This window comes from Streptomyces sp. NBC_01525 (assembly GCF_045040405.1).
GTDB lineage: Bacteria > Actinomycetota > Actinomycetes > Streptomycetales > Streptomycetaceae > Streptomyces > Streptomyces benahoarensis.
This window is the reverse complement of sequence record NZ_CP109397.1, coordinates 167,239-193,337: the sequence shown is the minus strand read 5'-3', so window position 1 is coordinate 193,337 and position 26,099 is coordinate 167,239. Positions and strand designations below refer to the sequence as shown.

Genomic DNA, 26,099 nt, shown 5'->3' with positions numbered 1-26,099 from the left:
GGTGCGGGGCCCGGTCAGTCCAGCGGGATCGTCTCGCGCCAGTCGCCCTCTTCCTCCCAGCGCGGCTGATCGTTCTTCTCCAGCAGGTGGTTGCCCAGGACCAGCAGGTCGATGTCGGTGCGCATGAAGCAGGTGTACGCCTCCTCGGGGGTGTTGACGATCGGTTCGCCGCGGACGTTGAACGAGGTGTTGATCAGGACCGGGCAGCCGGTGGTCTCCTTGAAGGCGGTCAGCAGCCGGTGGTAGGGCGCGTTGGCCTCCTCGGTCACCGTCTGGACGCGGGCGGAGCAGTCGACATGGGTCACGGCCGGGATCGTGGAGCGCAGGGTCTTCAGCCGGTCCAGGCCGGTGGTGTCGTCCGCGTCCGCCGCCACGAGGCGCTGGGTGTCGGCGATCTGTCCGACCACCAGCATGTACGGGCTCTCCTGTAGCAGCGCGAAGTAGTCCTTGGCGTCCTTGGCGAGGACCGAGGGGGCGAAGGGCCGGAAGGACTCCCGAAACTTGATCTTGAGGTTCATCGCGGACTGCATCCCGGGGTCGCGCGGATCCCCGAGGATGGAGCGCGCACCGAGGGCCCGCGGCCCGAACTCCGTCCGGCCCTGGAACCAGCCGACGACCGCGCCCTCGGCGAGCCGCTTCGCCACCGCCTGGGCGACGTCGTCCGGGGCCGGCGCGGTGTGCGGCAGGGACCGGGAGCGCAGGAACGCGGCGATCTCCTCGTCGCCGTAGCCCGGGCCGAGCAGGGAGCCGGCCATCGCGTCCCGGCCGCTCCCCAGGTGCGGACGGCCGGCGCCGCGTTCGGCGGCGACGGACAGGGCGGCCCCCAGGGCGCCCCCGGCGTCCCCCGCGGCGGGCTGCACCCACACCTCGTCGAAGATCCGTTCCTCGATGATCCGGCCGTTGGCGACGCAGTTGAGGGCGACCCCGCCGGCCAGGCAGAGGCGGCGTTCGCCGGTCCGCTCCCGGGCGGACCGGGCCAGCTTGATCATCACCTCCTCGGTGACCTCCTGCACGGACGCGGCCAGATCGCACTCCCGCTCGGTCAGCGGACTCTCCGGCCGCCGCCGGGGCCCGCCGAAGAGTTTCTCGAAGGCTCGCCCGGTCATGACCTGGCCGCGCAGATACGCGAAGTACGCCATGTTCAGGCGGAACGAGCCGTCGGGTTTGACGTCGATCAGCCGCTCGCGGATGAGCCCGGCGTAGCGGGGCGTGCCGTAGGGGGCGAGGCCCATGAGCTTGTACTCGCCGGAGTCGACCTTGAAGCCGCAGAAGTAGGTGAACGCCGAGTACAGCAGCCCCAGCGAGTGCGGGAAGCGCAGCTCGGCCAGGGGCGTCACCGCGGTGCCCCGGCCGTGCCAGAGCGTGGTCGTCGCCCACTCCCCGACGCCGTCGACGCAGAGCACCGCCGCCGACTTGTACGGGCTCGGCAGGAACGCCGAGGCCGCGTGGGACTCGTGGTGACGGCGGGTCACGATCTCCGGTACCGGGCCGTCGCCGAGGCCGGCGAGGCCGTGCCGCACGGTGCGGTGGATGTCGCGTTTCCACGACAGCCAGGGCGGCAGGGTCTCCCGGAACGACGCGAAGCCGTGTGGCGCGGTGGCCAGATACGTGCCCAGGACCCGCCGGAACTTCAGCTTCGCGTCCTCGTAGTAGGCCACCGCCGCGATGTCGCCCAGATCCGCACCCGCCTCGCGCAGGCAGTACTCCACCGCCCGCACGGGGAAGGCGGAGTCGTGACGGCGGCGGCTGAACCGCTCCTCCTGCGCCGCCGCCACGATGTGCCCGCCGCGTACCAGCGCGGCGGCGCTGTCGTGGTAGAAGGCGGAGATTCCCAGTACCAGGTCGTTGCTCATGAGCGTGTTCCTTCGCGCGTCGTCACGCCGTGGGAAAGCCGTGCCGGCGGCGACCGCGTGGCATCCGCCGTACGCGTCGCGCCCGCAGGCCGCCGGGGGGCTGGAGGGAGAGGTAACCGGTCCGGATCCGTTCCCAGGCCCGGCCCCTGATGCCCTCCCGGTCGTCCGCCGGCAGGGTGGCCAGATAGGTGTCGATGGCGTCCGCCGCCCAGGCGGAGTGCCCGGTGGCGACGTTGTCGATGGTGTTGTGGATGTCGACGAAGCGGGTGCTGAACCCGTACGCGCGGAGCGCGAGCCGTCCCCTGCGGTACGAGCCGCCCACACCGGACAGCTCCATCGCGAGGTTCAGTCCCAGTACCTCCGGCAGGAACGTCCGGGGGAAGCGCCCGATGCTCAGCCAGTACACCGGCAAGGCGAACGACTCGTCCTGGAAGCCCGGCCACCGTGCGAACTCCGGTGACCCGGTGGGCGGCAGGCGCACGTCCATCTCCGCCAGGACCTCGCGGTAGATCAGCGGATGGTTCAGCTTCACCTCGCCGTTGCCCAGTTCGTCCCAGTAAGTGGCGAAGAGGAAGTGCCCGACGTCCGACGTGGCCTCGGCGTAGTCGGTGAAGCCCCGGATCCAGCTGCCGTCGATCAGGGTCAGCGGCGCCAGCTGCACGGTCGAGTCGATGAGTTCCTCGCGCGAGGGGAGCGGGACGCGCGCGGTCTCCTCGAACTCCGCGCCGTGCCGATCGTGCTGGTCCAGGAGCCAGGGCCGCAGGCCCCCGGGGGCCCAGCGGTCGGGCAGCGGGAGCCCGCCGCGCCGGGCGCCCAGACGCGTGGCGGCCAGCCAGCGGCGGGTGTGGTCCAGCGCGAAGCGGCGCAGCGCCGGGGTGTCCGCGCGCTTCTGCAACAGGTGGTACGCCTCCCGTATGTCGGCCGGGACCCGGCCCTCGTCCCCGGCGCCTGCGGACAGGGCCGGGAGGGCCGGGAGGGCCGCCGCCGGGGCGGGCACGGGCGACGGGGCCAGGGAACCCGCGTCGGAGGAGTCCGCGTCGCGGGAGGCGCCGAGGGAGGCGATCCAGCGGCGGATGACGGCGACGTCGTCCGGTGAGAAGACCCGGAACATCGGGCCGCGCTCCCCGATCAGGGCGTTCACCAAGGGGCTGCGGTCCGGGGCACCCGGCCGGATCAGCCGGCTCGTGGACAGCGCGGCCAACAGCGGCCCGGGGTCGGTGACGCACTCGGCCAGCCACTGCGCCAGCGGGCGCCCTTGGAGCGGGAAGTCGTGGTGGTAGACCGCGCCCTCCCGGGCCCGCTGCCGCAGCAGCTCCCGCATGTCGTGCGCCGGGTCGAGGGAGGCGCACAACGCGTCGTGGAGGGCGTCGCTCCACTGCCGCAGCGCCCACAGGGCCCAGGCGTGACCCCGCCCGACCGCGGCACCGTCCGCCGCCCGCACCGGCGCCCCGTCCGCGCCACCGTCCTCCGGACGACCGGCCACCGTCGCATCCCGCGTGGTCCCGAGGTCGAGGGCGTCCCAGTCCGCCGCGTCGGGCAGCGCGTCCCGGACGAAGCCCAGGGCCGGGAGCAGCCCCACGGCACGCAGACACCGGTCGGCGCCGATGATCTCGTACCGGAACGTCTCGGGGAACCGGCTCATCGTCAGCAGCACCGCCGGGAGCCGGAAACACCCGTCGGCGATGCGCCGGTCGAACGACAGCCGGGACGCCGGGACGGCCTGCTCCGACAGGTGCAGCTTGCGCAGCAGTTCGAGCCAGGCGCTGCCGCGGGAGGCCCGGGGATGCCCGACGCCCACGTCCTGCGCGTACCGGGTGAGCAGGTGCAGGGTCTCGGGATCGTCGGCGTTGCCCGGGTCGCTCAGCCACTGCAGCCACGCCCCGGACAGCAGGGCCAGCGGGGCACAGCCCAGAACCGCCTTGTGTACCAGGACCTCCCGCGCCGCCCCGTCCGCCCGGGCGTACAGCGCGCGGAACCGCGCGGCCTCCCGGGCCGCCCAGGCGGCGGGATCGTCCGGTTCCGTCCCGGCCGGATCGCCGGAGGGACCGGCCGGTCCCGGAGCGGCTTGCTCCGGGACCGGCTCCGTCCGCGCGTGTGCCAGCTCGGCGCGGAGCTGCGCCGGGCCGAGGCGGCCGTAGGGGAAGAGCCCCTCGGGATCGGCCGCGGACATGTACAGCAACCGGTTCGTCCCCTCGGGGCCCTCGTACGGGCCGAGGCGGCTTCGCACCTGCTGTCTCCTTCACTTGCCGTGCGTCGGGCGACGAGCGCCGCGCGGTGTCGGGAGCGGTCGGAACAGGGGTCAGAACATGGGGTAGATGGACGCGTCCTGCTTGGTGCGGCGGCGCTTGCGCCGCAGTACGTGGTCGCGCAGCCACCTGAGAATCGTCATGGAATGTCCTCATCTGTGGTCAGGGGAATCTGTTGTCCGCGGAAGAACGCAGGTCAGCGCAGGTCGAGGCAGTCGGTCAACAGCCGGGCGACCGTGTCGTAGCCGTGGTCGGTGCAGTGCGCCCGGTCGACGTAGAGCCAGTCCTCGGGGGTGGTGGCCTCGGCGAGGACGGGGTTGAGGTCGAGGAACGGCACGTCCTGCTTCTCGCAGGCCGTTCGCAGCGCCTCGGCGTACGCCCGGCCGGTCTCCGGAGTGACGATGTCGCCGAAGAGGTCCTCGAAGATACCGAGCCGGGACATCTTGTCCAGCTCCTTGAACAGGACGGCCTCCTGCGGCGCCGGCTCCTGACGCACCCAGGTCGCCAGGGGCTGGAGCACGTACGACAGGCGTGCCCCGGTGACAGAGGCGAGTTTGCGCCAGGTCTCCAGGTGGCGCACGGTCAACTCCACGGACCGGCCGATGAGTTCCGGGGTGGGGGGCACGGGCGCGTCGTCGGGCGGAGCGGGGGAGCGGCGCTGCGCGCGGCGGCCGAACCCCGGCTTCGCCTTGCGGTGACGCGTCTGCAACGCGTCCATCTGCGCGTGGTAGTCGCCGCAGAAGAAGAACGCGCCGTGCTCGCCCTGCTGATGCTCCGGCAGCCGCGCGAGCGCCAGATTGTTGAACCCGGAGAGGATCACGATCTCCTCGACCGGCGGCAGCAGATGCTGGTGGAGCACGAAGAGCAGCAGCTCCTGCGCGGAACTGTAGCTGCGTCCGCCGAAGTTGAGCCAGGGCGTCGAGGGGGCGTAGCGGCTCCACAGCCGGGAGGAGAGGGTCGCGGCGTCCGTGGTGGCGCCGATGCCGAACGCGGTGGAACTGCCCACGAGCAGCTTCACCGGGCCCGGCGGCCGCTCCCCGGCGACCGAGGCGTGCCCGCGGGCGCCGTGGCCGACGCGGAAGCCCAGCCGGTCGGTGTTGAGCACCTCGGAGCGGTAGCCGGAGCGGTGGTAGTACATGAGATAGGGCAGATACCGCGTCTCGCCGCGGTCGTCGAAGTCGTCGTACTGCTCCATCTGCGGGGTGAGTGCGTAGCGTCGCAGTTTCAAGCGGGTATTCCTCCCGGGTGCGTGTCCGCCGCCGTCGCGGGCTGCGCCGCCCGCAGCGGCGCGAGGGCGTCGTGGAGCGCCTGTCGGGCCGCCAGCGCCTCCTGCTTCTTCGCGACGGCCTCCGGCAGGACGCCGATCTCCGCGGCGATCTCCGTGGTGAGCCGCTGGTTCTGGTGGAAGGAGACGGTGAAGCCGAACCGCTGCGCCGGGACCTTCCCGTGGGCCGTCAGCCGGAACTCGACCGTGGCCGGCAGCGGGAACACGTAGTGGTGGTAGGCGGCTCGCACGCCCGTGACCTCGCTGATCACACAGGTGGCGCGTTCCTCGTCAGAGAGCAGGAACTGCTCGGTGACGGTCACCCACGTCTGCCGGGCGGCCTCCAGCAGGGTGATCGCCGAGATGTGCTGGCTGCTCAGCCGGTCCTGGAGCAGATCCACCCGTTCGTCGAGGAGGAGCGGCGCCGTGAACCGGTCCGCGGCCGCCCGCTCCACCCGTCCGATGAGCGCGGTCGGCGGATGCCCCGGCCGGACGACGCGGTGCTCGGCGGGGACGGGGACGCCGCCGTGGCACACGGCCGTGCCGTCGCCGGACGCGGCGAACTTCTCGATCTCGGCGAGTTGTTGCGGTAGCAGGCCCTGCCCCACGGCCAGGCGGAGCGGGCCGTGCACCTCGCCGGAGCGGAGCCGCTCCAGGAGCTGCGAGGCGGTCACCGTGCCGCGGTTGGCGGCGAACTGCGGGAATCGGTCGCCCACGACGACCAGGACTTCTTCCGGCATCGCCGGTCACCTCCTTCGGTTCAGCCGACCGCGGACGCCTGGAGCGTCTGCCGGTAGGCGTCGATGAGTTCGTCCACGGTGCGGATGTCGGAGACGACGTACCGCTCCTCGAAGGGGTCGGCGCCGAGGGCGGCCTCCAGCTGGATGATCAGCCGGGCCAGCAGCAGGGAGGTGAAGCCGATGTCGGTGATCCGTTCGGCGCCGGTGAAGGACACCGGGTCGAACTCCGCGTCCTTGAGGATCTCGTTGAGCGTGTCGTGCACCACCGCGGTGATGTCGTCACGGGAGTTCAGCACGTGATGCCTCCGTCGACTATGAGGGACTGTCCGGTGATGAAGGACGCCTGGGGGGAGAGGAGATAGCTCACGGCGTCGGCGATCTCCTCGATGTCCGCCAGCCGTCCCAGGGGGGTGCGGCGCCGGATGCGGTCGCGGTGCTCGTCGGTGACGTCCCGGGTCAGCTCGCTGTCGAAGAATCCGGGCACGACCGAGTTGACCCGGATGCCCAGCGGGCCCAGCTCCCGTGCCAGGCTGCGGACCATTCCGTCGAGGCCGCTCTTGGCCGCGGTGTAGACGGCCACCCCGCGGTAGCCGCGTACCGCGTTGACCGAGGAGACGTTCAGGATCTGTCCGCCCGTCCCGCGGGCCATGACCTTGGCGCACGCCTGCGTCAGGACGAGGGGGCCGGTCAGGTTGACGGCGACCGACTCCTCGACGCGGCGGCCCGGGGTGGTGAGGAAGAGCTCCTGGCGGCCGAGCGAGGCGGCGTTGTTGAGCAGCGCGTCGATCCGCCCGAACCGCTCGGCGGTCTCCGCCACGAAGGCGCGGAGCCGCGTGGGATCGGCGAGGTCGGCGGCGTGCCACCAGAAGGCGTCCGGCCACCGCTCCCGTGCTTCGTCGACGAACGCGTTGGCGCTGCGGCTGAAGGCCGCGACCCGCCAGCCGTCCCGCAGCAACCGTTCGGCCATGAGCCGCCCCAGACCGCGGCTGCCCCCGCTGATCACGGCCACCGGTCCCTCGCCCGAGCCGTCGGGCCGCGGTGCCCGCCCGGTCACGACAGGCCCGCCCTGCTCTTCTTGTACCGGTCGGAGTGCTGCTGCGCGGTCGACACCGTCAGGAGAGCGGGCACCTTGTACGCCTCCAGCCGCGTCCGGCAGTGCCGGCGGGCCCGGCTGACGAGATCGCGCGTGTCCTCCTCCCCGGCGGGGAGCAGCGTCGCCCGGACCACCATGCCGGTCACCGGGCTCGGATGACCGCTGACCGTGGCCTCGGCGACGCCGGGCACCTCCAGCAATACGCTCTCCACCTCGCTGGGATAAACCTTCTCGCCGCCTACGTTGATGATTTCCGAACGGCGGCCGAGAACTCTTATCCATTCACCGTCGCGCACCACCACGTCCTCGGTGTTGAAGAATCCTTCGGCATCGAAGGGGGCCGGGGCGTTGAGATATCCGAGCATCGCCATGTCCGAACGTATCCACAGCACATTGTCGGCGATTTTGTGGGCGAATCCGGTGCCGCCCAACTTCATCCACAACTCGCCGTTTCCGCGGGATTTCGTGGGCAGGATGCCCAGTTCGGAAAGGCCGTAGGTCTGCTTCAGGCGGGCTTGCGGAAAACCGCGGCAGAGCCATTCCAGGGTCCGCTGCGGCATCGGTTCGGTGCCGTAGGTGATCAGTTCGAGGGAGGAGGCGTCATGGCGTTCGGCGGCGCCGGAGACCAGCACCATGTTCAGGAACGTCGGCGTGGTGGGCAGCACCTGGACGCGGTGTGCGGCGACCGCGGCCAGCACCGCGTCCGGGGTGCGGTCCGAGACGGTTACCACGGTGCCGCCGGTGCTGAGCGTGTGCAGGACGGTGTTGACGCCGCCGATGTGGTCCATGCTGAGGAAGGACATGATGCGGCGCCCGGGCCCGCCCGCGGCGTACCGGGCCAGCATCTTCTCCAGGTCGAGCAGCGACGCCTTGCTGCGCCCGGTCGTCCCGGAGCTGAACAGCACGAGCCCGGGGTGACCGTCCCGGCGCAGGCGTGCGTAGAGGGGGTGCCCGGCGGTGCGGCCGGTGCGGTCGGCGTGTCTGCTGCCGTCCGGAAGGACCGTGACGGTCACCTCGGCCTCGGCCACGTCGAGGTATTCCGCGCGCTTGGCGGCGGGCGGGTTGTTCAGCGGCACGGTGATCGCGCCGCGTTCGGCCAGGGCGAGCAGCCCCGCGACGGTCTGCGGCGAGCACGGCCCCTCCAGGGTCACGACCTGACCCTGGGAAATGGCACAGGAGTCGAGATGGGATCGCCATTCGGTGACATGTTCGGAAAGTTCTCGGTAACTGAACGTACGGTGGTCGAAAACCATGGCAGCGGAGTCGCCGAAACGCTCCAGTGAGGCAGACAGGGGAAAGGGCATACCGCTCTCCGGGATCAGGAAAGAGGGGCAGTTCCTGAGGCGGCCTCGAAGGAACTGATGGGGTGCGTGCGGAGCGTTCTGCGGCCACGGAGAAACGCTCTCATCGTATTATCAATTCATCGTAAGAACAGCACGTCGTGATCTTTCCCCGGGCCTCGGCTGCGGGAAACCAGGCGAAGTTGATCACGAACGCCCCCACCTCTTTCCGGACACGGCCGGCTACCTCCGGCGCGGCGCGGCTCCCGCCCGGTCCTTCGGCATGCGCGAGGCCGCCGGAGGCAGGGCGGTGCCCGTGCCGCGGCCCAGGTCGGCGCCCGGGCGCCGAAGAGGGAGGCGCTCCGCCGCTGACGGTCCGGGGCGGCCCGCGCCGGCGGCGAACGAGGGCGCGGCACACTCCTAAGTGTCCGGAAATCGCGTCATCCGAAGGCGTAGAGAGGAACGCGGGGCGCTCCGGCGGGGGAGGCGAGCATCTGACGGAGAGCAACGGGGGCGCCCTCGGGGCGCGTCGGTCGTGGGTGCCGAGGTGCCGAGGTGCCGAGGTGCCGAGGTGCCGGGGTTCGGGCGTCGGTCGCCTCCCGGTTCCATGGCCTTCCGGGTGGTGTCGCCCAGGTGCGTGCGGCCGGGGCGGGTCCGTGAAGTCCCGCCGTCGCCCGGAGGGCGGGGCTCGCGGGGTGCCCCGGCCGTGCCTTCGCAGTCATCGTCCCGACCGGTCCCCGCGGCCGCGCCGATCATCGATGCGGACGGTCAACTCCGGCCACTGCGCGGACCACCGGGCCGCCTCGTCCCCGGTCGGCGACCACCGCGGCCCCAGGGCTCCGTCCGGCAGGAAGGGGACCCGGGTACCGGTGGTCCCGTCGGCCGTGACGGGCTCCAGGCCGGTCACCGGTACGCCGCGCTCGTAGCGCCTGTGCCAGGCGCCGTTGGCGCGGCGGTTGGTGTGCGTCAGCCACCGGCTCAGCGCCGCAACGACGGACATCCCGCGGCGCGGCTGCCCGTCCGGAAGCCGTTCCGCCGCCGGGGCGTCGAAGAAGCGCAGGTCCTTGGTGGCCATGACCGGCTTCTGCACCGCCCGGCCGAGCTCGTCGAACCGGGTGTCCGTACCCCGGCCGTCGTCCTCCACCGATACGGAACCGTCGGGGTGCAGGGCGACCACACACCGCCCGCCGCCCCGGCCCGCCGCCTCGTCGGCGGCGTAGGCGAGTACCTCCAGGACGAGGTGGACCGGCCCGCCCGGCGCGAACTCTGCGGGCGCCCGGCGGATGAGCCCGAGATGGTCCCCGTCCACGGTGGCGGCCCAGTCGTGGGTGGTGTTGATCCAGGAGTCCCTTGGGCGTGTCATCGGGCAAGTATGCGGGGAGCCACGGACCTCGGCCGTGTGGCCCCGCCCGGCCCTCAGTGAGCCCTTCCCCCAGCCCACCTGCCATGGCATCCTGTCTGCAACCGGTCTCTGCAACCGGTTGCAGTGACAGTCGGCGGCGACCGGGGAGAGACTTCCCGGAGCTGCCCCGTCCTCCTCCGAGGTGTTCATGCCCCCTACCGACGCACGCGGCGCCGTCCCGACGGCCCCGGCCCCGCCGGGCTCCCAGGCGCCCGCCTCCCGCCTGGAGCGGCTCTTCCGGGTGCGGGAGCGTGGCAGTACACCCCGGACCGAGGCGCTGGCGGGGCTGTCGATGTTCGTGGCGGCCGCCTACGCGGTGGTCGTCGTGCCCAGTCAGCTCGCCAAGGCCGGGATTCCGCACGGCGCCGCCACCACCGCCGTCCTCATCGCGATCGTGCTGGCGACGCTGGCCATGGGCCTCGTCGCCAACCTCCCGTTCGTCGTCGCCCCGGGGCTCGGCGGCGTCGCCCTGCTCGCCGTCACCATCGTCGGCCAGGACAAGGTCCCCTGGGACGCGGCCCTCGGCATGGTCCTCTGGTCCGGCGTCGCCTTTCTGCTGCTGACCGCGCTCGGCATCCGTGACCTCATCACCCGCATGATGCCGCTGAACCTCAAGTACGCCATCAGCGGCGGCCTCGGCCTCTACATCGCCCTGATCGGCTTCCGCGACAGCGGCCTGGTCAAGGCCCGCCCGGACAGCGCCGCGCTCACCGTCGGCGACCTCGCCGCCCCGGCCGGACTGCTGGCCCTCGCCGGGCTCGTCCTGCTCACCGCGCTGGCCACCCGTAAGGTTCCCGGCGCGTTCCTGATCACCATGGCCGCGGTCACCCTCGCCGGAATCCCGCTCGGCGTGACCCACCTGCCCGGCCATCTGCTGGCCCTGCCGGAGAGCCCCGGCCCGGCGGTCTTCCACGTCGACGTCCTCGGCGCCCTCAAGCCCGAGTACTTCCCGTACATCTTCGCCTTCTTCGTCTCCGAGTTCTTCTCGATGACCGGCACGCTGCTCGCCGTCGCGGGCCGCGCCGGGCTCACCGACGCGGACGGCAACCTCCCCGGCGTCCGGAAGCCGTTCTACGTCGACTCCGGCGCCGTCATCGGCGGCGCGGCCCTCGGCGCGCCCAGCATGACCGCCTACCTGGAGTCCTCGGCGGGCGCCGACAGCGGTGCCCGCACCGGTCTCGCCTCGGTCTGGGCGGCGCTCGGCTTCGCCGCGCTGCTCCTGGTCACGCCGTTCGCCACGCTCATCCCGTCGGCGGCGACCGCGCCGGTGCTGATGTACGTCGGACTGACGATGCTCGGCGCCCTGCGGAAGGTCGACTTCACCGATCCGACCGACGCCGTCCCGGCCGCCCTCACCGTCGCCACGACGCTCTTCTTCGGCAACTTCGGCACCGGCATCGCCGTCGGCCTGACCGCCCATGTCCTGGTCAAGGCCGTCGCCGGGCGCTTCCGCGAGATCCCGTGGGGCCTGTGGATCGTCCTGATCCCGCTGGGCTACTACTTCTACACGCTCGCCACCTGACCCCGCCTGCACGAGGAGATACGCCCATGACCTCCCCCCGCCCGCACGACCTGAGGATCAGCGGCGGCCAGGTGGTGTCCAGCTTCACCGGCGAACGGTTCGCCGCCGACGTCCTGGTGCGCTCCGACCTGATCAGCGGCGTCCTGCCGCCCGGCACCCCGGCCGACGCCCGCGAGCACCTGGACGCCACCGGTCTGCTGATCGCGCCCGGCTTCGTCGACGCGCACATGCACATCGAGAGCTCGTTCCTCACCCCGCAGACCTTCGCCGCCCTCACCCTGGCCCGCGGCACCACCACCGTCCTCGCCGACCCGCACGAGATCGTCAACGTCGCCGGTGCCGCCGCCATGCGCTGGATGATCGACGCGGGCGCCACCACCGCCCAGACCCAGCTGTGGGGCGTCCCCTCCTGCGTCCCCGCCCTGGAGGGCCTGGAGCACGCCGGGGCGCGCCTGACCGCCGACGACATCGACGAGATGCTCGGCTGGCCCGGCGTCATCGCCCTCGGCGAGGTCATGGACTACCGCGCCGTCGTCGGCGGCGACCCCCGCATGCGCGAGGTGGTCGGCGTCGCCCGCCGCCGCGGCATGATCCTCGACGGCCACTGCCCCAACCTCAGCGGTGCCGACCTCAGCGCCTACCTCGCCACCGGCGTCGACTCCGACCACACCAAGAACCGCACCGAGGTCGTCCTGGAGAAGGCCCGCCTGGGCATGCTGATGATGCTCCAGGAGAAGTGCCTGCTCCCCGAGGTCGCCCAGGCGCTCCTCGCGCTCCCGCAGCTCCCGCCGTTCTGCCTGGTCACCGACGACCTCGCGGCCGACCACATCCTGGCCCACGGCCACCTCGACCACATCGCCCGCGTCGCCGTCCGCGCCGGACTCCCCGCCGAGGCGGTGCTGCGCGCCCTGACCTGGAACCCGGCCCAGCGGCTGCGCCTGTACGACAGGGGAGTGGTCGCCCCCGGCAAGCGCGCCGACCTCGTCCTCCTCCGCGGTGAGCTCGCCGCCTTCGACCCGGCCGTGGTCCTGGCCGGGGGCCGCATCGTGGCCCGCGACGCCGTCGCCGTGGCGGAGACGGCCGGCCCTGGCACCTCCGCCGCCGGCACCGATGCCCTCACCGACACCGTCCACGTCGAACCGCAGGACGCGGACGGCTTCCGCTGGCGCACCGACCTCCCCGACGGCACTCACCGCTTCCGCGCCCTGCGCCTCAACCCCCGCGACACCTACACCGAGGAGGACGCCCTCGACCTGCCGGTCCGCGACGGCGAGGTCGACTGGGAGGGCCGCGCCACCGTCGTCCGGGTCCGCAACCGCTACGGGCGCGCCGGAACCGTCTTCGCGCCGCTGCTGGGCCGCACCCTCACCGACGGCGCGCTGGCCACCACGTACGCCCACGACAGCCACAACCTCGTCACCCTCGGCACCTCGCGGACGGCGATGGCCGCCGCCGCGCGGGAGGTCGTCGCGTCCGGCGGCGGGGTGGCCGTCGCCCACGGCGACCGCGTCGTGGCGAGCCTGCCGCTGCCGGTCGGCGGCGTGATGTCGCCCGCGCCCGCCGATGAGACGGTCCGCCGCTCACAGGCGGTCCGCGACGCCCTCGACGCCTGGGGCTGGGACCACCTCAACCCGTTCATGAGCGTCTCCACCCTCACCCTCGCCGTCTCCCCGAGCCTGAAGATCACCGACCGGTCGCTGGTGGACGTGGTCCGCCGCGCGCCCGTCGGCCCGCTCGCCGACGGCGCCTGACGGGTCGCCGTACCCCGGGCGCCGTCCGGGCGACCGCACGGCGAGCCCGCTTGCCGCCCGGCCCCGCGCGCGGTGCGCTAACGGCCTGGGGAGCAAGAGTCCTCGGGAAAGGGAGCGGTGTCCGGTGCGGTCGATCGCAAGGCGCCGGGATGCCCTTGTAGCGGAGCTACCAGGGCATTTCGGCAACGCCGCGAGCGGCCGTGCCGGGCGGCGTGACGCCGAGGACTCTTGCTCCCTAGGCCGCAAGGCGGCTACGGGCGCGCCCGCCGGCACACCACGGCCGGACGGGCGCGCCCGCTGCCGCCCACCCCCACGAGCGCCCAGGAGACACCCATGCCCGTCAGCCGACGCCGCCGAGCGGCCCGCGCCGCAGCGGTCACCGCCGCCGCCTTCGTCACCGCGGTGGCCGTCGCCCCCGCCACCCCCGCCGACGCCGCCGCACCCCAGGAGGAGCGGGGCGTCTTCCTCACCGTCTCGGACACCGCGCACACCTGGATCCGCGGCGTCCTGCTGCGCTGCCCCGACGGCCGCGACCACCATCCGCAGCACGACGCCGCCTGTTCCGCACTGACCTGGGCCCGCGGCGATCTCGACGCGCTGCGTGGCGAACCGCACGCCTGCACCAAGCAGTACGACCCGGTGACGGTCACCGCCGAGGGCGTCTGGCGGGGCCGGCGCATCGACTGGGAGCGCACCTTCGCCAACGCCTGCACCATGGACGCCGCCACCGGCCCGCTGTTCCGATTCTGATCCGTTTCCGATCCGTCGGATCCCGGCGCCTCACCGTGGGGCCGCCACAACCATCGCCGCCGTCACCAGCGCCACCACCACCCAGGTGAGCCAGACCCACGGATTGCCGCCCAGCGCCACGCTGTACGCGGTCGCCACCACCAGTCCGGCCACCGTGAACCCGGTCATCGTCCTCGTGGATCCGCTCATCGGCGTACCTCCTTGACAAAGGCCGCGGCACAAAGGCGGCGGGCCGCGGCCTGGGGACCATCGTCCCCGGCCGCGGCCCGCACCGCCATCCGTCCGCCCGCGTCAGCGACCGCGCGCGTTCAGCGACGCCAGATACGCGTTGTAGTCCGCCAGGTCCTGATCACCGTTGCGGTCCGCCGCCCGGTCCGCGCGCTGCGACTGCCGCTCCTCGGACCGGTACCACTGGTAGACCAGCGCGATCAGCACCACCACCGACGGGATCTCGCTGAACGCCCATGCGATGCCACCGGCCGCCATCTGGTCGGACAGCGCGTCGATGCCCAGCGAGGCCGGCGGGTGCAGATACGTGTCCACCATCGGCTCGGTGCCCATCATCAGCGCGATGCCGAAGAATGCGTGGAACGGCATGCCCGCGAACAGCTCCAGCATCCGCATCACATAGCCGGGCCGGTGCGGTCCCGGGTCCACGCCCATGATCGGCCAGAAGAACGCCAGACCCACCGCGAGGAAGTGCACCATCATCGCGATGTGCCCCACCCGCGACTCCATCAGGAAGTCGAAGATCGGCGAGAAGTACAGCGCGTACAGGCTCGCGATGAACAGCGGGATGGTGAACGCCGGATGCGAGATGATCCGCACATACCGGCTGTGCAACAGCGCCACCAGCAGCTCCCGCGGCCCCTTGCGGCCCCGCCCGGCGGCCGGGAGCGCGCGCAGCGCCAGCGTCACCGGCGCCCCGAGCAGCAGCAGGATCGGCGACAGCATGGAGATCACCATGTGCTGCACCATGTGCACGCTGAACATGACCATGCCGTAGTCGTTGAGCTGGGTGCACATCACCAGCGCGACGGTCAGGATGCCGATGACCCAGGCGACCGTCCGCCCCACCGGCCACGCGTCCCCGCGCCGCCGCAGCCGCGCCACCGCCCAGCCGTACAGCACCAGAGCCAGCAGGCAACCTACGAGAAAGAACGGATCACCGCCGAACTCCATCCCCCGTCCCAGCGTGAACGGCGGCAGATCCATCGTCATGCCGTGCCCGCTGTGATCCATCCGCTCGCTCCTGGTCCGTACCGATACTCCGGCGACCAGACTAGAACCGCCCCCGGCGCCTGCCTCGGCCGGGGGCGGTTCACACGGCGCGCCTCACACCGGGGCGCGGCCGCCGGTCACAGCACGCACTCGGCCTCGGCGTACCGGTCGCCGGGCACCGTCTTCAGCGTCTCGACGGCCTCCGCCAGCGGCACCAGCGTGATGTCCGTCCCGCGCAGCGCCGTCATCATCCCGAACTCCCCGCGGTGCGCCGCCTCCACCGCATGCCACCCGAAGCGGGTCGCCAGCACCCGGTCGTACGCGGTCGGGGTCCCGCCGCGCTGCACATGTCCGAGGATCACCGGGCGGGCCTCCTTGCCGAGCCGGTGCTCCAGCTCCCGCGCCAGCTGCCGCGCCACCCCGGCGAACCGCTCGTGCCCGTACATGTCGGTGTCGCCGACCTCGAACCGCATCGACCCCTCACGCGGCTTCGCGCCCTCGGCCGCCACCACGATCGCGAACTTCTTGCCCGCCGCGAACCGCTCGCCGACCCGCTCCGCCAACTCCTCGATGTCGAACGGCCGCTCCGGCACCACGATCGCGTGCGCGCCCGCGGCCATCCCCGAGTGCAGCGCGATCCAGCCGGTGTGCCGCCCCATCACCTCGACGATCAGCACCCGCTGATGCGACTCGGCGGTCGTCTTGAGCCGGTCCAGGGCCTCCGTCGCCACACCCACCGCGGTGTCGAAACCGAACGTCACATCGGTGACCGCGATGTCGTTGTCGATGGTCTTGGGTACGCCGACGATCGGCAGCCCGGCGTCCGACAGCAGCCGCGCCGCCTTCAGCGTGCCCTCGCCGCCGATCGGGATGATCGCGTCAAGACCCAGCTCCGCGACGTGCCCGCGGGCCCGCTCGACACCGTCGCGCAGATGCGCCGGCTGCACCCGGGACGAGCCGAGGATGGTGCCGCCCAGCGCCAGGATGCCGCCGACGGCATCGAGGTCGAGCTTGCGGTAATCGCACTCCAGCAGGCCCTTCCAGCCGTCGTGGAAGCCGATGACCTCGTCGCCGTGGTCGGCCGTGGCGCGGTGGACGACGGAGCGGATGACGGCGTTCAGACCGGGGCAGTCGCCGCCGGAGGTGAGTACACCAATACGCATGCCAGAAACCCTCTGCAACTCAACCGGGGGGCCCGGACCCCGTCGTCCGGTGGGATGGCGCTCACCCTACAAGCGCGGGGCAGCTGCGCACGCGTACGCCCGCAGTGCGGGACTGCGGGCGTACGGGATCGGGCATGGCCGCGCGGGGGCGGGCCCGCGCGGTGGCCGTCAGGCGGTCTCGGTCGCGGCGGCGATCCGCTCCTGACGCAGTGCCTCGTACCACCGGTCGTCGGCCGGGGGCAGGGCGTTGACGTCCAGGGCCAGCTTCAGCAGCAGGTCCGCGATGTGCGGGTTACGTGCCATCACCGGGCCGTGCATGTAGGTGCCGAAGACGGTGTCCTGCCAGGCGCCCTCGAAGCCGTCGCCGACGCCGTTGCCGTTGCCGAACCGGACCTTCGCGAACGGGCGGGCCGTCGGCCCCAGGTGCGTGACGCCCTGGTGGTTCTCGAAACCGGTCAGCGGCGGCAGGTTGAGCCGCGGGTCGATGTCGGCGAGGACGTCACCGACGCACCGCTCCGCCTCGCCGCGGGTGCTCACCACGTCGAGGAGGCCCAGGCCCTGCTGCTGCGTGCCCTGGTCGTTGATGAACTCGTGACCGAGGATCTGGTAGCCGGCGCAGACCGAGAAGAGGATTGCGCCGTTGGAGGCGGCGCGGCTCAGACCGCCGTCGCGCAGCAGCCGCTCGGCCGCCAGCCGCTGCGGCCGGTCCTCACCGCCACCGATCAGGTAGATGTCACCGGAGGTGGGGATCGGCTGGTCGGACCGTACGTCGAGGCGCTGCACGTCCAGTCCGCGCTGCCGGGCCCGGCGCTCCACGACCAGCGCGTTGCCCTGGTCGCCGTAGGTGCTCAGCAGGTCCGGGTAGATCCACACCAGCCGCAGGCTGTTGTCGCTCATTCTCGCTCGTCCTTGTCTTTCCGACGCTGTCAATTGCCCACGCGCCGACGCAGGTCCTGGAAGGCCGTGTAGTTGGCGATGACCTCGATACGGCCGGGCGGCGCCATCTGCACCGCCTGGTCGAGGCTGTCGCAGACCTCGAAGTCGAGCCCCGCGACCTCCAGGCGGACCGCGAGGTCCAGCTTCCGGTCACCCAGCACGAACAGCGGGTGCCCGGCGAGGCGGGTGTAGTCGACGTCCCACAGCCAGGAGGTGTCGGTGCCGTCCGCGCCCCGGGCGTTGACCGACATGATCACCGGGGTCGGCGGCGGGTCGATCAGCGAGAACGTCTCCAGCCACCCGGCCGGGTTCTTCGCCAGCAGCAGCCGCAGCTCCCGCTCCATGAACGACACCACGTCGTACCGGCCGGCGACCGCCTGCACGCTGTACATCCGCTCCAGTGCCACCTGCGGGGGCACGCCGAAGGCGGCGGCCACCGCGGCGGACGTCGTCGCGTTCGCCTTGTTGGCACGGCCGGGCAGCTGCAGCTTGATCGGCCAGGCGCTGCCGTGCGGGTCGAGGACGTAATCGCCCGACAGGGCCCAGCTCGGCGTCGGACGGCGGAAGCCGCACTCGCCGCAGAACCAGTTGTCATCGGGGCGCTGCATCACACCGCCGCAGGACGGGCACGACCAGGCGTCGTCCTTCCACTCCTGACCGGCCGCGACCCACACCACATTCGCCGACGAGGAGGCCGCCCACACGATGAGCGGGTCGTCGGCGTTGGCGATGATCAGCGCCTTGGAGCCGGAGAGGCCCTCGCGCCAGTGCTCGGCCAGCATGCGGGTCTCCGCCGCGCGGTCGAGCTGGTCACGCGAGAGGTTCAGCAGCGCTATGGCTTTGGGCGTGACGTCCCGCGCCACCCCGGCGAGGTACTTCTCGTCGACCTCGATCACACCGAACTTGGCGTCCGAGCCACCCGCCAGCGCGGAGGTGATGCCCGCCGGCATGTTGGCGCCCAGCGCGTTGGAGACCACCGGGCCACCGGCCCGCAGCGCCTCGGCGATCAGCCGGGTCGTGGTCGTCTTGCCGTTGGTCGCGGAGACCAGCACGACATCCAGATGACGCGCCAGCCGGGCCAGCAGGTCGGGGTCGAGCTTGAGTGCCACCCGGCCGCCGATCACCGATCCGCTGCCGCGGCCCGCCGCGCGCGATACCGCCGCCGCGGCTCTGCCCGCCGTCACGGCCAGCTTGGCCCGCGGCGACAGCGGGTCCGTGTTGCCTGCCATCGTCCTTGATCCTCCTTGCATCCGGCGCCCGCCTGCCCTCCGGGCTGCCGGTGGAACGCCTCCTCCGCGGCCGAGGGACCGTCCGGAGGCTTCGGTCGGGGATCAGCCTATCGAGATCCGTGCCCGTGCCCGAACCCCGCCACCCCGCGCCGTCATCCGGCGTCCCGGGGGACCGTACGCTGATCCCCATGCCGTCCCGCACCATTCCCGGCCGTACCGGGCACCCGCGCCCCCTCCGTCTGCTGGGCGATCCGGTCCTCGCGGCCCCCTGCCGGGAGGTCACGTCGTTCGACGGCGAGCTGTCCCGGCTGATCGAGGACATGTTCGCGACGATGTACGCGGCCCGGGGCGTGGGCCTGGCCGCCAACCAGATCGGCGTCCCGCTGCGGGTCTTCGTCTACGACTGCCCCGACGACGAGGACCGCCGTCACCTCGGCCACCTCATCAACCCGCACCTGGCCGGGACGGACGGGCCGGTCATCCGCGGCCCCGAGGGCTGTCTCTCGCTGCCCGGCATCGAGGCCGGTACTCCGCGCCACGACGAGGCCGTGGTGGAGGGCGTCGACCGCACCGGCGCACCGGTCCGGGTGACCGGCACCGGTTTCTTCGCCCGCTGCCTCCAGCACGAGTGCGACCACCTGGAGGGCGGTCTGTACGTGGACCGGCTCACCGGGTTGCGCCGCCGTCGCGCGCTGCGCGCCGCGGCGCGCGCCCCGTGGGCGAAGGAGGCGGCGGGCGCCCGCTGACGCCCGGGGCTCAGAAGCCTGGGCCGTCCGGCCGGTCCTCGATCGCGGCGAGCTGGCCCCACAGCAGATCCGTCAGGTGGGTCACCAACTGCTGCCGGGAGCAGGGGCGTTCGCGCAGCCACCAATCCCCGGCGGCGTGCATCATGCCGACGATGCCGTGGCCCCAGACGCGGGCCTTCTCCTCGCCCGCCGGGCCGAGGTCGAGGCGTTCGCTGATCACCTCCGCCAGCTCCTCGCCGAGGCGGTGCAGCAGCGGGGCGGAGTGCCGTCCGACGTCGAATCCGGACTCGGCGGGGGCCGCCTCGTCGGCCGGGTGCATCAGGAAGCGGTAGACCTGCGGCCGGGTCTCGATGGCGAGGAGGTAGGTGTCGAGGGTGGCCTCGACCCGATCGCGGCGCGGCACCGGGGAGGCCAGCGCCGCCCGCAGCCCGGCCAGCAGCCCGTTGGTATGGCGCACCGCGAGGGCGCGGTAGAGGCCGCCCTTGTCGCCGAAGTGGCGGTAGAGGATCGGTTTGGTGATCCCGGCCTCGGCGGCGATGGCGTTCATCGACGCCTCCGGGCCGTCGCGCAGGACGATCCGCTCGGCCGCCTCCAGCAGCTCCCGCCGCCGGTCCGCGGTCGTCTGTCGTCGGCCGTCGCGCTCGGTGCTCTCCATGGTCCTGCTCCCCACCCTTGCGAATCCGTGGTGCTCGCGCAACGTAACACCCGTGCTGCGTGGAGCTCTGATCAGCGGGGGAGTTGACACGATTACTGACGGGTAACAGACTCCTGTTACCGTAAGTAACGCCTGGATGTGGCGCGTACCGCTGGAGGGGACATGGCCGAGTTCATCATGGAGCTGAACGACGAGCAGAAGGAGGTCCGGGACTGGATCCACGGCTTCGCCGCGGAGGTCATGCGTCCCGCGGCCGCCGAGTGGGACGAGCGCGAGGAGACGCCCTGGCCGGTCATCCAGGAGGCCGCCAAGATCGGCATCTACTCGCTCGACTTCTACGCCCAGCAGTACTTCGACCCCACCGGCCTCGGCATCCCCATGGCGATGGAGGAACTGTTCTGGGGCGACGCGGGCATCGCCCTGTCGATCGTCGGCACCGGCCTCGCCGCCGTTGGCGTCCTCGCCAACGGCACCGAGGAGCAGATCGGCACCTGGATACCGCAGATGTACGGCACCCCCGACGATGTCAAGGTCGCCGCCTTCTGCTCCTCCGAGCCCGACGCAGGGTCCGACGTCGCCTCGTTGCGCACCCGCGCCGTCTACGACGAGGCCAAGGACGAGTGGGTCCTCAACGGCACCAAGACCTGGGCGACCAACGGTGGCATCGCAGGCGTCCACGTCGTCGTCGCCTCCGTCGACCCGGAGCTCGGCTCCAAGGGGCACGCCTCCTTCATCGTGCCGCCGAACACCCCCGGCCTGTCCCAGGGGCAGAAGTTCCAGAAGCACGGCATCCGCGCCTCGCACACCGCCGAGGTCGTCCTGGAGGACGTCCGCGTCCCCGGCAGCTGCCTGCTGGGCGGCAAGGAGAAGCTGGACGAGCGGCTGGCCCGCGCCCGTGAGCGCGCCAAGAGCGGTGGCGAGAGGGTGAAGAACGCCGCGATGGCCACCTTCGAGGCGTCCCGCCCGGCCGTCGGCGCGATGGCCGTCGGCACCGCCCGCGCCGCGTACGAGGAGGCCCTGGAGTACGCGAGGACCCGTGAGCAGTTCGGCCGCCCGATCATCGACAACCAGGGCGTCGCCTTCCAGCTCGCCGACATGCGCACCTCGATCGACGCGGCCCGGCTGCTGGTGTGGCGGGCCTCCTGGATGGCGGTCAACGGCAAGCCGTTCACGGCGGCCGAGGGGTCGCAGTCGAAGCTGTTCGCCAGCGAGACCGCCAAGAAGGTCACCGCCCAGGCCATCCAGATCCTCGGCGGCAACGGCTTCACGCGGGAGTACCCGGTCGAGCGGATGCACCGCGACGCCGCGATCTACACGATCTTCGAGGGCACCAGCGAGATCCAGCGCCTGGTGATCGCCCGGACCCTGTCCGGGATGCCGATCCGCTGAACCCCTACGGGGCGCGCCGCCACGGCCGCGCGCCCCGAACGGGATCCGACCGCCGGTACCCCCGATGCCCGGGGTGCCGGCGGTTTCCGTGTGTCCGGATTTCCGTGTGTCCGGGCGGGCTACGCCAGCGCCGTTCGCGCCGCGATCCCGCGGCTGCCGCCCGCGCCCCGCTCCGGCTCCAGCGCATCGAGGTTGGCGTCGGTGGCGTTCCAGTGGACGGGGGAGGAGGCGCCGAGTCCGTGCAGATGGACGCGGGCGGGCCGTCCCGTCCCGTCGTCCCGGTGCTCGATCCAGCGGATGCGGTCGCCTGCGGGGGTCACGGCGGCGTGGCGCACGGGCGGTACTCCTGCTCCCGGCGGGTCCCGGGCGCGGCGCCCAGCGGCCGTCCTCCGGTCGGACGTGACGGTACCGGCCGCCCGGGGCGAGGCCGCCGCGAGGGCTCCGTTCTCCTGAACTCCGTTGCATGTCAGGTGAGTTGACGTATGCGCGGCGATCCGACCGGGCGTCACCGTACGCCCGCCACCACTGGATCTCTTGACGGGCACACCGCCGCGCCCTACTTTTCTTCCGTAAAGCAAAACATGAATTCCATGATACGGAATTAGCGGGTTCCGGCTCCGCCGCCGGACCACGCCCCTGACCGGCCGACGCAGGAGTACGCGATGCCTCGAATGACAGCCGCCCGCGCCGCGGTGGAGATCCTCAAGCGGGAGGGCATCTCCCACGCCTTCGGGGTCCCGGGCGCGGCGATCAACCCCTTCTACGCGGCGCTCCGGGCCGCGGGCGGGATCGGCCACACGCTCGCCCGCCATGTCGAGGGCGCCTCCCATATGGCCGAGGGGTACACCCGCACCCACCCGGGCAACATCGGCGTCTGCATCGGCACCTCGGGCCCGGCCGGAACCGACATGATCACCGGCCTGTACTCCGCGACCGGCGACTCCATCCCGATCCTCTGCCTCACCGGCCAGGCACCGGTCGCGGTGATGCAGAAGGAGGACTTCCAGGCCGTCGACATCGCCGCCATCGCCGGGCCCGTCACCAAGGCGGCGACCACCGTCACCGAGGCCGCGCAGGTCCCCGGCGTCTTCCAGCAGGCGTTCCACCTGATGCGCTCCGGACGGCCGGGACCGGTCCTCATCGACCTGCCGATCGACGTCCAGCTCACCGAGATCGACTTCGACCCCGAGACGTACGAGCCGCTGCCCGCCTTCAAGCCCGCCGCCACCCGCGCCCAGATCGAGAAGGCCCTCGCGCTCCTCAACGAGGCCGAGCGCCCGCTGATCGTCGCCGGCGGCGGCATCATCAACGCCGACGCCTGCGCTCTGCTGGCCGAGTTCGCCGAGCTGACTGGCGTCCCGGTCGTCCCCACCCTGATGGGCTGGGGCATCCTCCCCGACGACCACGAGCTGAACGCCGGAATGGTGGGCCTGCAGACCTCCCACCGCTACGGCAACGCCACCCTCCTCGCCTCCGAACAGAAGGCCGCGGGCGCGCTGCCCGACCGCGGCGCATGGGCCGCCGCCACCCAGGAGCGCCGGGCGCGCCTCCAGCGGCGTACCCACTTCGACAACGTCCCGATCAAGCCGCAGCGCGTCTACCAGGAGATGAACAAGGCATTCGGGCCCGACACCCGCTACGTCACCACCATCGGCCTCTCACAGATCGCCGGCGCGCAGCTGCTGCACGTCCACAAGCCGCGCCACTGGATCAACTGCGGCCAGGCCGGACCGCTCGGCTGGACCATCCCCGCCGCCCTGGGGTCGCCACCGCCGACCCCGGCACCCCGGTGGTCGCGCTCTCCGGCGACTACGACTTCCAGTTCATGATCGAGGAGCTGGCGGTCGGCGCCCAGCACCGCATCCCGTACGTCCACGTCCTGGTGAACAATGCCTACCTGGGGCTGATCCGCCAGGCACAGCGCGCCTTCGACATCGACTTCCAGGTCAACCTGGAGTTCGCGAACATCAACACCCCCGAGCTGGGTGTCTACGGCGTCGACCACGTCAAGGTCGCCGAAGGGCTGGGCTGCAAGGCGATCCGGGTGACCGAGCCTGAGCAGCTGCTGCCCGCGTTCGAGGAGGCGAAGAAGCTCGCCGCCGAGCACCGCGTCCCGGTGGTCGTCGAGGCGATCCTGGAGCGGATCACCAACATCTCGATGGCCGGTGCCGAGATCGACAAGGTCAACGAGTGGGAGGAACTGGCGACCGAGCCCGGCCACGCCCCCACGGCGATCAAGCCGCTGAAGGTCTGACCTGCGCATCCGCCCTGGAGGAACGAACCCGGAAGGGCTGCCCCTGAGGGGCCCGTCTCTTCCGGAGCGGTCGCGTGGCCACCGTCACCCGCGCAGGCCGGAACACCGCCCTCCGGCTCGCCGTTCCACTGGGTGCGGGCACCGGAGGGACAGCGTCCCCGGGCCTCACCCTCCGCCTGTGGGGACGATCGTCCGGCTGAAGCCCCCCCAGCGCCTTTTGCCGAGAGGCGACCGCCTCCGGGCCCGCACCTCAGCCGCCCCGGCCGGTACCCCCCCGTCCGGCCGGGGCTTCCCCGTACGGGCCGCCCGGCGCACGGCACGGGGCGCCGCGGGCCGGGCCGACATGCGAGGCCGCGGACCCCGTCGCAGTCTGGAGGCATGACCGAGCACCCGCCCGTCATCGTGCATCCGCCGTCACTCTCCGGTGGGCGCCGCGTCACCGTGCACGGCCAGATCGTGGGTCTGGCCCACGGCCGCGGCGACGTCGCCGAGTTCCTGCGCCGCGCCGGACTCTGCGAACCGGCCGAGGACATCACGCTCGACGACCCCCGCCTCGTCGAATGGCGCGGCGGCGACCTGGACGACTGGCCGATCCCACCTGCCTGACCGGCGCCCCGCCCGCCCCCGGACGACAGCCCGGGGGCGGGCGGACGCGCGTCCCTGAAGCCCGGCCTTCCCGTCGGCCCGATGGCCGCCCCGGCCCCACCGGAGCGCCGTGTCCGATTTCCGCCAGCGAGACCCTCCGCCGTACCGCACAGTGGAGCGTGTACGGCCGAGAATCTCAGGAACGGACAGCCTCATGACCCACTACGCCACGTACGACAGCCCGCTGGGCGAACTCCTCCTGGTGGGCGAGGTGTCGGCGACGGCCGTCGGCGGCACCGCGCTGACCGCCCTGTCCCTGCCCGGCCAGAAGGGCGGCGCCACCGTCCAGGACGGCTGGATCCACGACCCGTCGGCCTTCACCGAGGTCACCCGCCAGCTCCGCGCCTACTTCGACGGTGAGCTCACCGACTTCACCCTCGAAATTGCCACCCCGGGCACGGAGTTCCGCCAACGCGTCTGGAAGGCCCTGGAAGCCATCCCGTACGGCACCACCACCAGCTACGGCAAGCTGACCGCCGAGATCGGTGCCGCCCCGGGCGCCGTCCGCGCCCTGGGAACCGCCATCGGCGCCAACCCGGTGCTCATCGTCCGGCCCTGCCACCGCGTGATCGGCGCCGACGGCTCCCTCTCCGGTTACGCGGCCGGACCCGAGCGCAAGGAACGGCTGCTCCGCCTGGAGAACGCCCTGCCCCGCACCGCGTGACCACCGGCGCGCCCCGCCCGTGACCGGGGCGCGCCACGGCCCCCGACCCGCCCCGCACCGGAGCCCCGTATGCCCACGACCACCGTCCGCCACCCCGACCGCTCCGGCCTCGCGGTACGCGTCGCCGCCACGGACCCGCAGGCCCTCACCGCGGAACTCGACGCCCTGGGCTGCGCGATGACGCCGCGCCTGCTCACCCCGGCGGAGTGCCGCGACCTCATCGCCCTGTACGACCGGGCCGAACTCTTCCGCTCCACCGTGGACATGGCCCGCCACCGCTTCGGATCCGGCCAGTACCGCTACTTCGCCCACCCGCTGCCCGAGCCGGTCCGCCAACTGCGCGCCGCGCTCTACCCGCTGCTGCTGTCCGTCGCCCGCGACTGGGCCGACCGGCTCGGCCGCCCCGCCCCCTGGCCCGACACCCTCGACGCATGGCTGGAACGGTGTCACGCCGCAGGTCAGGACAGGTCCTCCCAGATCCTGCTGCGCTACGGCCCCGGCGACTGGAACGCCCTCCACCGCGACCTCTTCGGCGACATGGTCTTCCCGCTCCAGGTCGTCATCGGCCTCGACGTCCCCGGGGACGACTACACCGGAGGCGAATTCCTCCTCGTCGAGCAGCGCCCGCGCGCCCAGTCGCGTGGCACGACGACCGTCCTGGAACAGGGCCACGGACTCGTCTTCACCACCCGCGACCGCCCGGTGCGCTCCGCCCGCGGCTGGTCGGCGGGGCAGATCCGCCACGGCGTCAGCACCGTACGGTCCGGCCGCCGCCACTCCCTCGGGATCGTCTTCCACGACGCCTGAACCATGACGGACGGCGGGCAGGGCCGAGGGGCCGGGCGAGGAGCCCGGCCCCTCCGTCGTGTCCTGACGGGGGAGCGTCCGGCGCCCGGTGCCGCTCGCGGGTCACCCCGTTGTCAGTGGTGTGCTGTTGACTGGTATCCGTGGCCGGACGGACCGCGGTCGCCGTGGCCCGGATCCCGTCCGGCCGCCGGTGAGCCGGGTCCGGGCCCGGCCGCGCCGTCGGCCGTCCGGCCGGAGTCAGCAGCGAAAACGGCACCGGGGGAGGGCCGATGACGGACGGACACCTGACAGCGGGCAGCGGGGTGACCCAGATCACGCGCATCTCGCGGGACGGACGAGATCGCGCCGGAATACGACCGCGACGTACAACGTTCGGTATGCACGTACCTGGCCCGCCACCCGGCATACCGACACCCTGATTCCGCCCCTCGAAGCCACCGCCGCGCCAACACCCTCATTCCGCCCGCACGTTGACCGCCACACGCGGCG

Annotated in this window: 23 protein-coding genes and 1 pseudogene; 9 read left to right on the top strand and 15 right to left on the bottom strand. The window is 72.3% G+C overall.

Annotated elements, in window-relative coordinates:
• Positions 1–14 precede the first annotated feature (14 nt).
• From OG422_RS00765 to OG422_RS00730, 8 genes are all read right to left on the bottom strand, one after another.
• On the bottom strand, positions 15–1,853 hold the full coding sequence (locus OG422_RS00765; protein WP_405738461.1) for a carbamoyltransferase: 1,839 nt from the start codon (positions 1,851–1,853) through the stop codon (positions 15–17).
• Between the two features lie 22 nt (positions 1,854–1,875).
• Positions 1,876–4,080: an iron-containing redox enzyme family protein gene (locus OG422_RS00760; protein WP_405738458.1), complete on the bottom strand. Its 2,205-nt coding sequence runs from the start codon at positions 4,078–4,080 to the stop codon at positions 1,876–1,878.
• A gap of 215 nt (positions 4,081–4,295) precedes the next feature.
• Entirely contained in the window at positions 4,296–5,327 is a 1,032-nt protein-coding gene (locus OG422_RS00755; protein WP_405738455.1) for an SGNH/GDSL hydrolase family protein, read from the bottom strand.
• Positions 5,324–6,103 (bottom strand): AfsA-related hotdog domain-containing protein, encoded by a 780-nt coding sequence (locus OG422_RS00750; RefSeq protein WP_405738452.1) that lies wholly within the window; start codon positions 6,101–6,103, stop codon positions 5,324–5,326. The genes OG422_RS00755 and OG422_RS00750 overlap by 4 nt, the downstream gene beginning before the upstream one ends.
• Positions 6,104–6,123: 20 nt before the next feature.
• On the bottom strand, positions 6,124–6,399 hold the full coding sequence (locus tag OG422_RS00745; protein WP_251076510.1) for a hypothetical protein: 276 nt from the start codon (positions 6,397–6,399) through the stop codon (positions 6,124–6,126).
• Positions 6,393–7,157, bottom strand: coding sequence for an SDR family NAD(P)-dependent oxidoreductase (locus OG422_RS00740; RefSeq protein ID WP_405738450.1), 765 nt, complete (start codon positions 7,155–7,157; stop codon positions 6,393–6,395). The genes OG422_RS00745 and OG422_RS00740 overlap by 7 nt, the downstream gene beginning before the upstream one ends.
• The gene (locus OG422_RS00735; RefSeq protein WP_405738447.1) at positions 7,154–8,500 is read right to left on the bottom strand and encodes a class I adenylate-forming enzyme family protein; all 1,347 of its coding nucleotides are present in this window, start codon (positions 8,498–8,500) and stop codon (positions 7,154–7,156) included. Before OG422_RS00735 ends, OG422_RS00740 begins: the two co-directional genes overlap by 4 nt.
• Before the next feature lie 694 nt (positions 8,501–9,194).
• Positions 9,195–9,839: an ATP-binding protein gene (locus OG422_RS00730; protein WP_405738444.1), complete on the bottom strand. Its 645-nt coding sequence runs from the start codon at positions 9,837–9,839 to the stop codon at positions 9,195–9,197.
• Positions 9,840–10,026: 187 nt separating this feature from the next.
• On the opposite strand from OG422_RS00730, the gene OG422_RS00725 reads away from it, so the two are divergent.
• The 3 genes from OG422_RS00725 to OG422_RS00715 all read left to right on the top strand — a co-directional run bounded on the left by OG422_RS00725 (position 10,027) and on the right by OG422_RS00715 (position 13,901).
• Positions 10,027–11,400: an NCS2 family permease gene (locus OG422_RS00725; protein ID WP_405738441.1), complete on the top strand. Its 1,374-nt coding sequence runs from the start codon at positions 10,027–10,029 to the stop codon at positions 11,398–11,400.
• A gap of 26 nt (positions 11,401–11,426) precedes the next feature.
• Positions 11,427–13,151, top strand: a complete 1,725-nt coding sequence (locus OG422_RS00720; protein ID WP_405738438.1) for an adenine deaminase — start codon at positions 11,427–11,429, stop codon at positions 13,149–13,151.
• A gap of 333 nt (positions 13,152–13,484) precedes the next feature.
• Positions 13,485–13,901, top strand: a complete 417-nt coding sequence (locus tag OG422_RS00715) for an SSI family serine proteinase inhibitor (protein ID WP_143940923.1) — start codon at positions 13,485–13,487, stop codon at positions 13,899–13,901.
• 30 nt (positions 13,902–13,931) lie between these two features.
• Here OG422_RS00715 and OG422_RS00710 read toward each other — a convergent pair whose 3' ends face one another.
• The 5 genes from OG422_RS00710 to OG422_RS00690 form a co-directional block, all read right to left on the bottom strand.
• On the bottom strand, positions 13,932–14,090 hold the full coding sequence (locus tag OG422_RS00710) for a hypothetical protein (protein WP_185994003.1): 159 nt from the start codon (positions 14,088–14,090) through the stop codon (positions 13,932–13,934).
• A gap of 102 nt (positions 14,091–14,192) precedes the next feature.
• Positions 14,193–15,143 carry a cytochrome c oxidase assembly protein gene (locus OG422_RS00705; protein ID WP_405738433.1) on the bottom strand — a complete coding sequence of 317 codons (951 nt, stop codon included), beginning with the start codon at positions 15,141–15,143 and terminating at the stop codon, positions 14,193–14,195.
• 116 nt (positions 15,144–15,259) lie between these two features.
• The gene (locus OG422_RS00700) at positions 15,260–16,285 is read right to left on the bottom strand and encodes a 6-phosphofructokinase (protein WP_143940925.1); all 1,026 of its coding nucleotides are present in this window, start codon (positions 16,283–16,285) and stop codon (positions 15,260–15,262) included.
• 168 nt (positions 16,286–16,453) lie between these two features.
• Positions 16,454–17,182 (bottom strand): type 1 glutamine amidotransferase, encoded by a 729-nt coding sequence (locus OG422_RS00695; RefSeq protein ID WP_405738430.1) that lies wholly within the window; start codon positions 17,180–17,182, stop codon positions 16,454–16,456.
• Between the two features lie 29 nt (positions 17,183–17,211).
• Positions 17,212–18,450: a MurT ligase domain-containing protein gene (locus OG422_RS00690; protein WP_143940927.1), complete on the bottom strand. Its 1,239-nt coding sequence runs from the start codon at positions 18,448–18,450 to the stop codon at positions 17,212–17,214.
• Between the two features lie 188 nt (positions 18,451–18,638).
• On the opposite strand from OG422_RS00690, the gene def reads away from it, so the two are divergent.
• Positions 18,639–19,196: a peptide deformylase gene (def, locus tag OG422_RS00685; protein WP_143940928.1), complete on the top strand. Its 558-nt coding sequence runs from the start codon at positions 18,639–18,641 to the stop codon at positions 19,194–19,196.
• A gap of 10 nt (positions 19,197–19,206) precedes the next feature.
• Here the strand turns inward: def and OG422_RS00680 are convergent, their stop codons facing one another.
• Complete coding sequence (locus OG422_RS00680) at positions 19,207–19,851, bottom strand: TetR family transcriptional regulator (protein ID WP_405738426.1); 645 nt, start codon at positions 19,849–19,851, stop codon at positions 19,207–19,209.
• Positions 19,852–20,013: 162 nt separating this feature from the next.
• On the opposite strand from OG422_RS00680, the gene OG422_RS00675 reads away from it, so the two are divergent.
• Positions 20,014–21,240, top strand: coding sequence for an acyl-CoA dehydrogenase family protein (locus tag OG422_RS00675; protein WP_405738423.1), 1,227 nt, complete (start codon positions 20,014–20,016; stop codon positions 21,238–21,240).
• A 119-nt stretch (positions 21,241–21,359) separates the two neighbouring features.
• Here OG422_RS00675 and OG422_RS00670 read toward each other — a convergent pair whose 3' ends face one another.
• On the bottom strand, positions 21,360–21,575 hold the full coding sequence (locus OG422_RS00670; RefSeq protein ID WP_405738420.1) for a hypothetical protein: 216 nt from the start codon (positions 21,573–21,575) through the stop codon (positions 21,360–21,362).
• Between the two features lie 327 nt (positions 21,576–21,902).
• Between OG422_RS00670 and OG422_RS00665 the strand changes: the two are divergent.
• The 4 genes and pseudogenes from OG422_RS00665 (at position 21,903) to OG422_RS00650 (ending at position 25,610) form a co-directional block, all read left to right on the top strand.
• A pseudogene (locus OG422_RS00665) lies at positions 21,903–23,494 on the top strand (thiamine pyrophosphate-dependent enzyme).
• Between the two features lie 378 nt (positions 23,495–23,872).
• Entirely contained in the window at positions 23,873–24,100 is a 228-nt protein-coding gene (locus tag OG422_RS00660; RefSeq protein WP_405738417.1) for a hypothetical protein, read from the top strand.
• 193 nt (positions 24,101–24,293) lie between these two features.
• Positions 24,294–24,803 carry a methylated-DNA--[protein]-cysteine S-methyltransferase gene (locus OG422_RS00655; RefSeq protein WP_405738414.1) on the top strand — a complete coding sequence of 170 codons (510 nt, stop codon included), beginning with the start codon at positions 24,294–24,296 and terminating at the stop codon, positions 24,801–24,803.
• Between the two features lie 69 nt (positions 24,804–24,872).
• On the top strand, positions 24,873–25,610 hold the full coding sequence (locus OG422_RS00650) for a 2OG-Fe(II) oxygenase (RefSeq protein ID WP_405738411.1): 738 nt from the start codon (positions 24,873–24,875) through the stop codon (positions 25,608–25,610).
• Positions 25,611–26,099: the final 489 nt, after the last annotated feature.

Excerpts from the sequence above, each read along its gene's own strand:
- OG422_RS00735 (WP_405738447.1), bottom strand. The coding sequence starts at position 8,500 with ATGCCCTTTCCCCTGTCTGCCTCACTGGAGCGTTTCGGCGACTCCGCT.
- OG422_RS00720 (WP_405738438.1), top strand. The coding sequence starts at position 11,427 with ATGACCTCCCCCCGCCCGCACGACCTGAGGATCAGCGGCGGCCAGGTG.
- OG422_RS00680 (WP_405738426.1), bottom strand. The coding sequence starts at position 19,851 with ATGGAGAGCACCGAGCGCGACGGCCGACGACAGACGACCGCGGACCGG.
- OG422_RS00695 (WP_405738430.1), bottom strand. The coding sequence starts at position 17,182 with ATGAGCGACAACAGCCTGCGGCTGGTGTGGATCTACCCGGACCTGCTG.
- OG422_RS00710 (WP_185994003.1), bottom strand. The coding sequence starts at position 14,090 with ATGAGCGGATCCACGAGGACGATGACCGGGTTCACGGTGGCCGGACTG.
- OG422_RS00700 (WP_143940925.1), bottom strand. The coding sequence starts at position 16,285 with ATGCGTATTGGTGTACTCACCTCCGGCGGCGACTGCCCCGGTCTGAAC.
- OG422_RS00715 (WP_143940923.1), top strand. The coding sequence starts at position 13,485 with ATGCCCGTCAGCCGACGCCGCCGAGCGGCCCGCGCCGCAGCGGTCACC.
- OG422_RS00750 (WP_405738452.1), bottom strand. The coding sequence starts at position 6,103 with ATGCCGGAAGAAGTCCTGGTCGTCGTGGGCGACCGATTCCCGCAGTTC.
- OG422_RS00655 (WP_405738414.1), top strand. The coding sequence starts at position 24,294 with ATGACCCACTACGCCACGTACGACAGCCCGCTGGGCGAACTCCTCCTG.
- OG422_RS00765 (WP_405738461.1), bottom strand. The coding sequence starts at position 1,853 with ATGAGCAACGACCTGGTACTGGGAATCTCCGCCTTCTACCACGACAGC.
- OG422_RS00660 (WP_405738417.1), top strand. The coding sequence starts at position 23,873 with ATGACCGAGCACCCGCCCGTCATCGTGCATCCGCCGTCACTCTCCGGT.
- OG422_RS00675 (WP_405738423.1), top strand. The coding sequence starts at position 20,014 with ATGGCCGAGTTCATCATGGAGCTGAACGACGAGCAGAAGGAGGTCCGG.
- def (WP_143940928.1), top strand. The coding sequence starts at position 18,639 with ATGCCGTCCCGCACCATTCCCGGCCGTACCGGGCACCCGCGCCCCCTC.
- OG422_RS00705 (WP_405738433.1), bottom strand. The coding sequence starts at position 15,143 with ATGGATCACAGCGGGCACGGCATGACGATGGATCTGCCGCCGTTCACG.
- OG422_RS00650 (WP_405738411.1), top strand. The coding sequence starts at position 24,873 with ATGCCCACGACCACCGTCCGCCACCCCGACCGCTCCGGCCTCGCGGTA.
- OG422_RS00690 (WP_143940927.1), bottom strand. The coding sequence starts at position 18,450 with ATGGCAGGCAACACGGACCCGCTGTCGCCGCGGGCCAAGCTGGCCGTG.
- OG422_RS00725 (WP_405738441.1), top strand. The coding sequence starts at position 10,027 with ATGCCCCCTACCGACGCACGCGGCGCCGTCCCGACGGCCCCGGCCCCG.
- OG422_RS00730 (WP_405738444.1), bottom strand. The coding sequence starts at position 9,839 with ATGACACGCCCAAGGGACTCCTGGATCAACACCACCCACGACTGGGCC.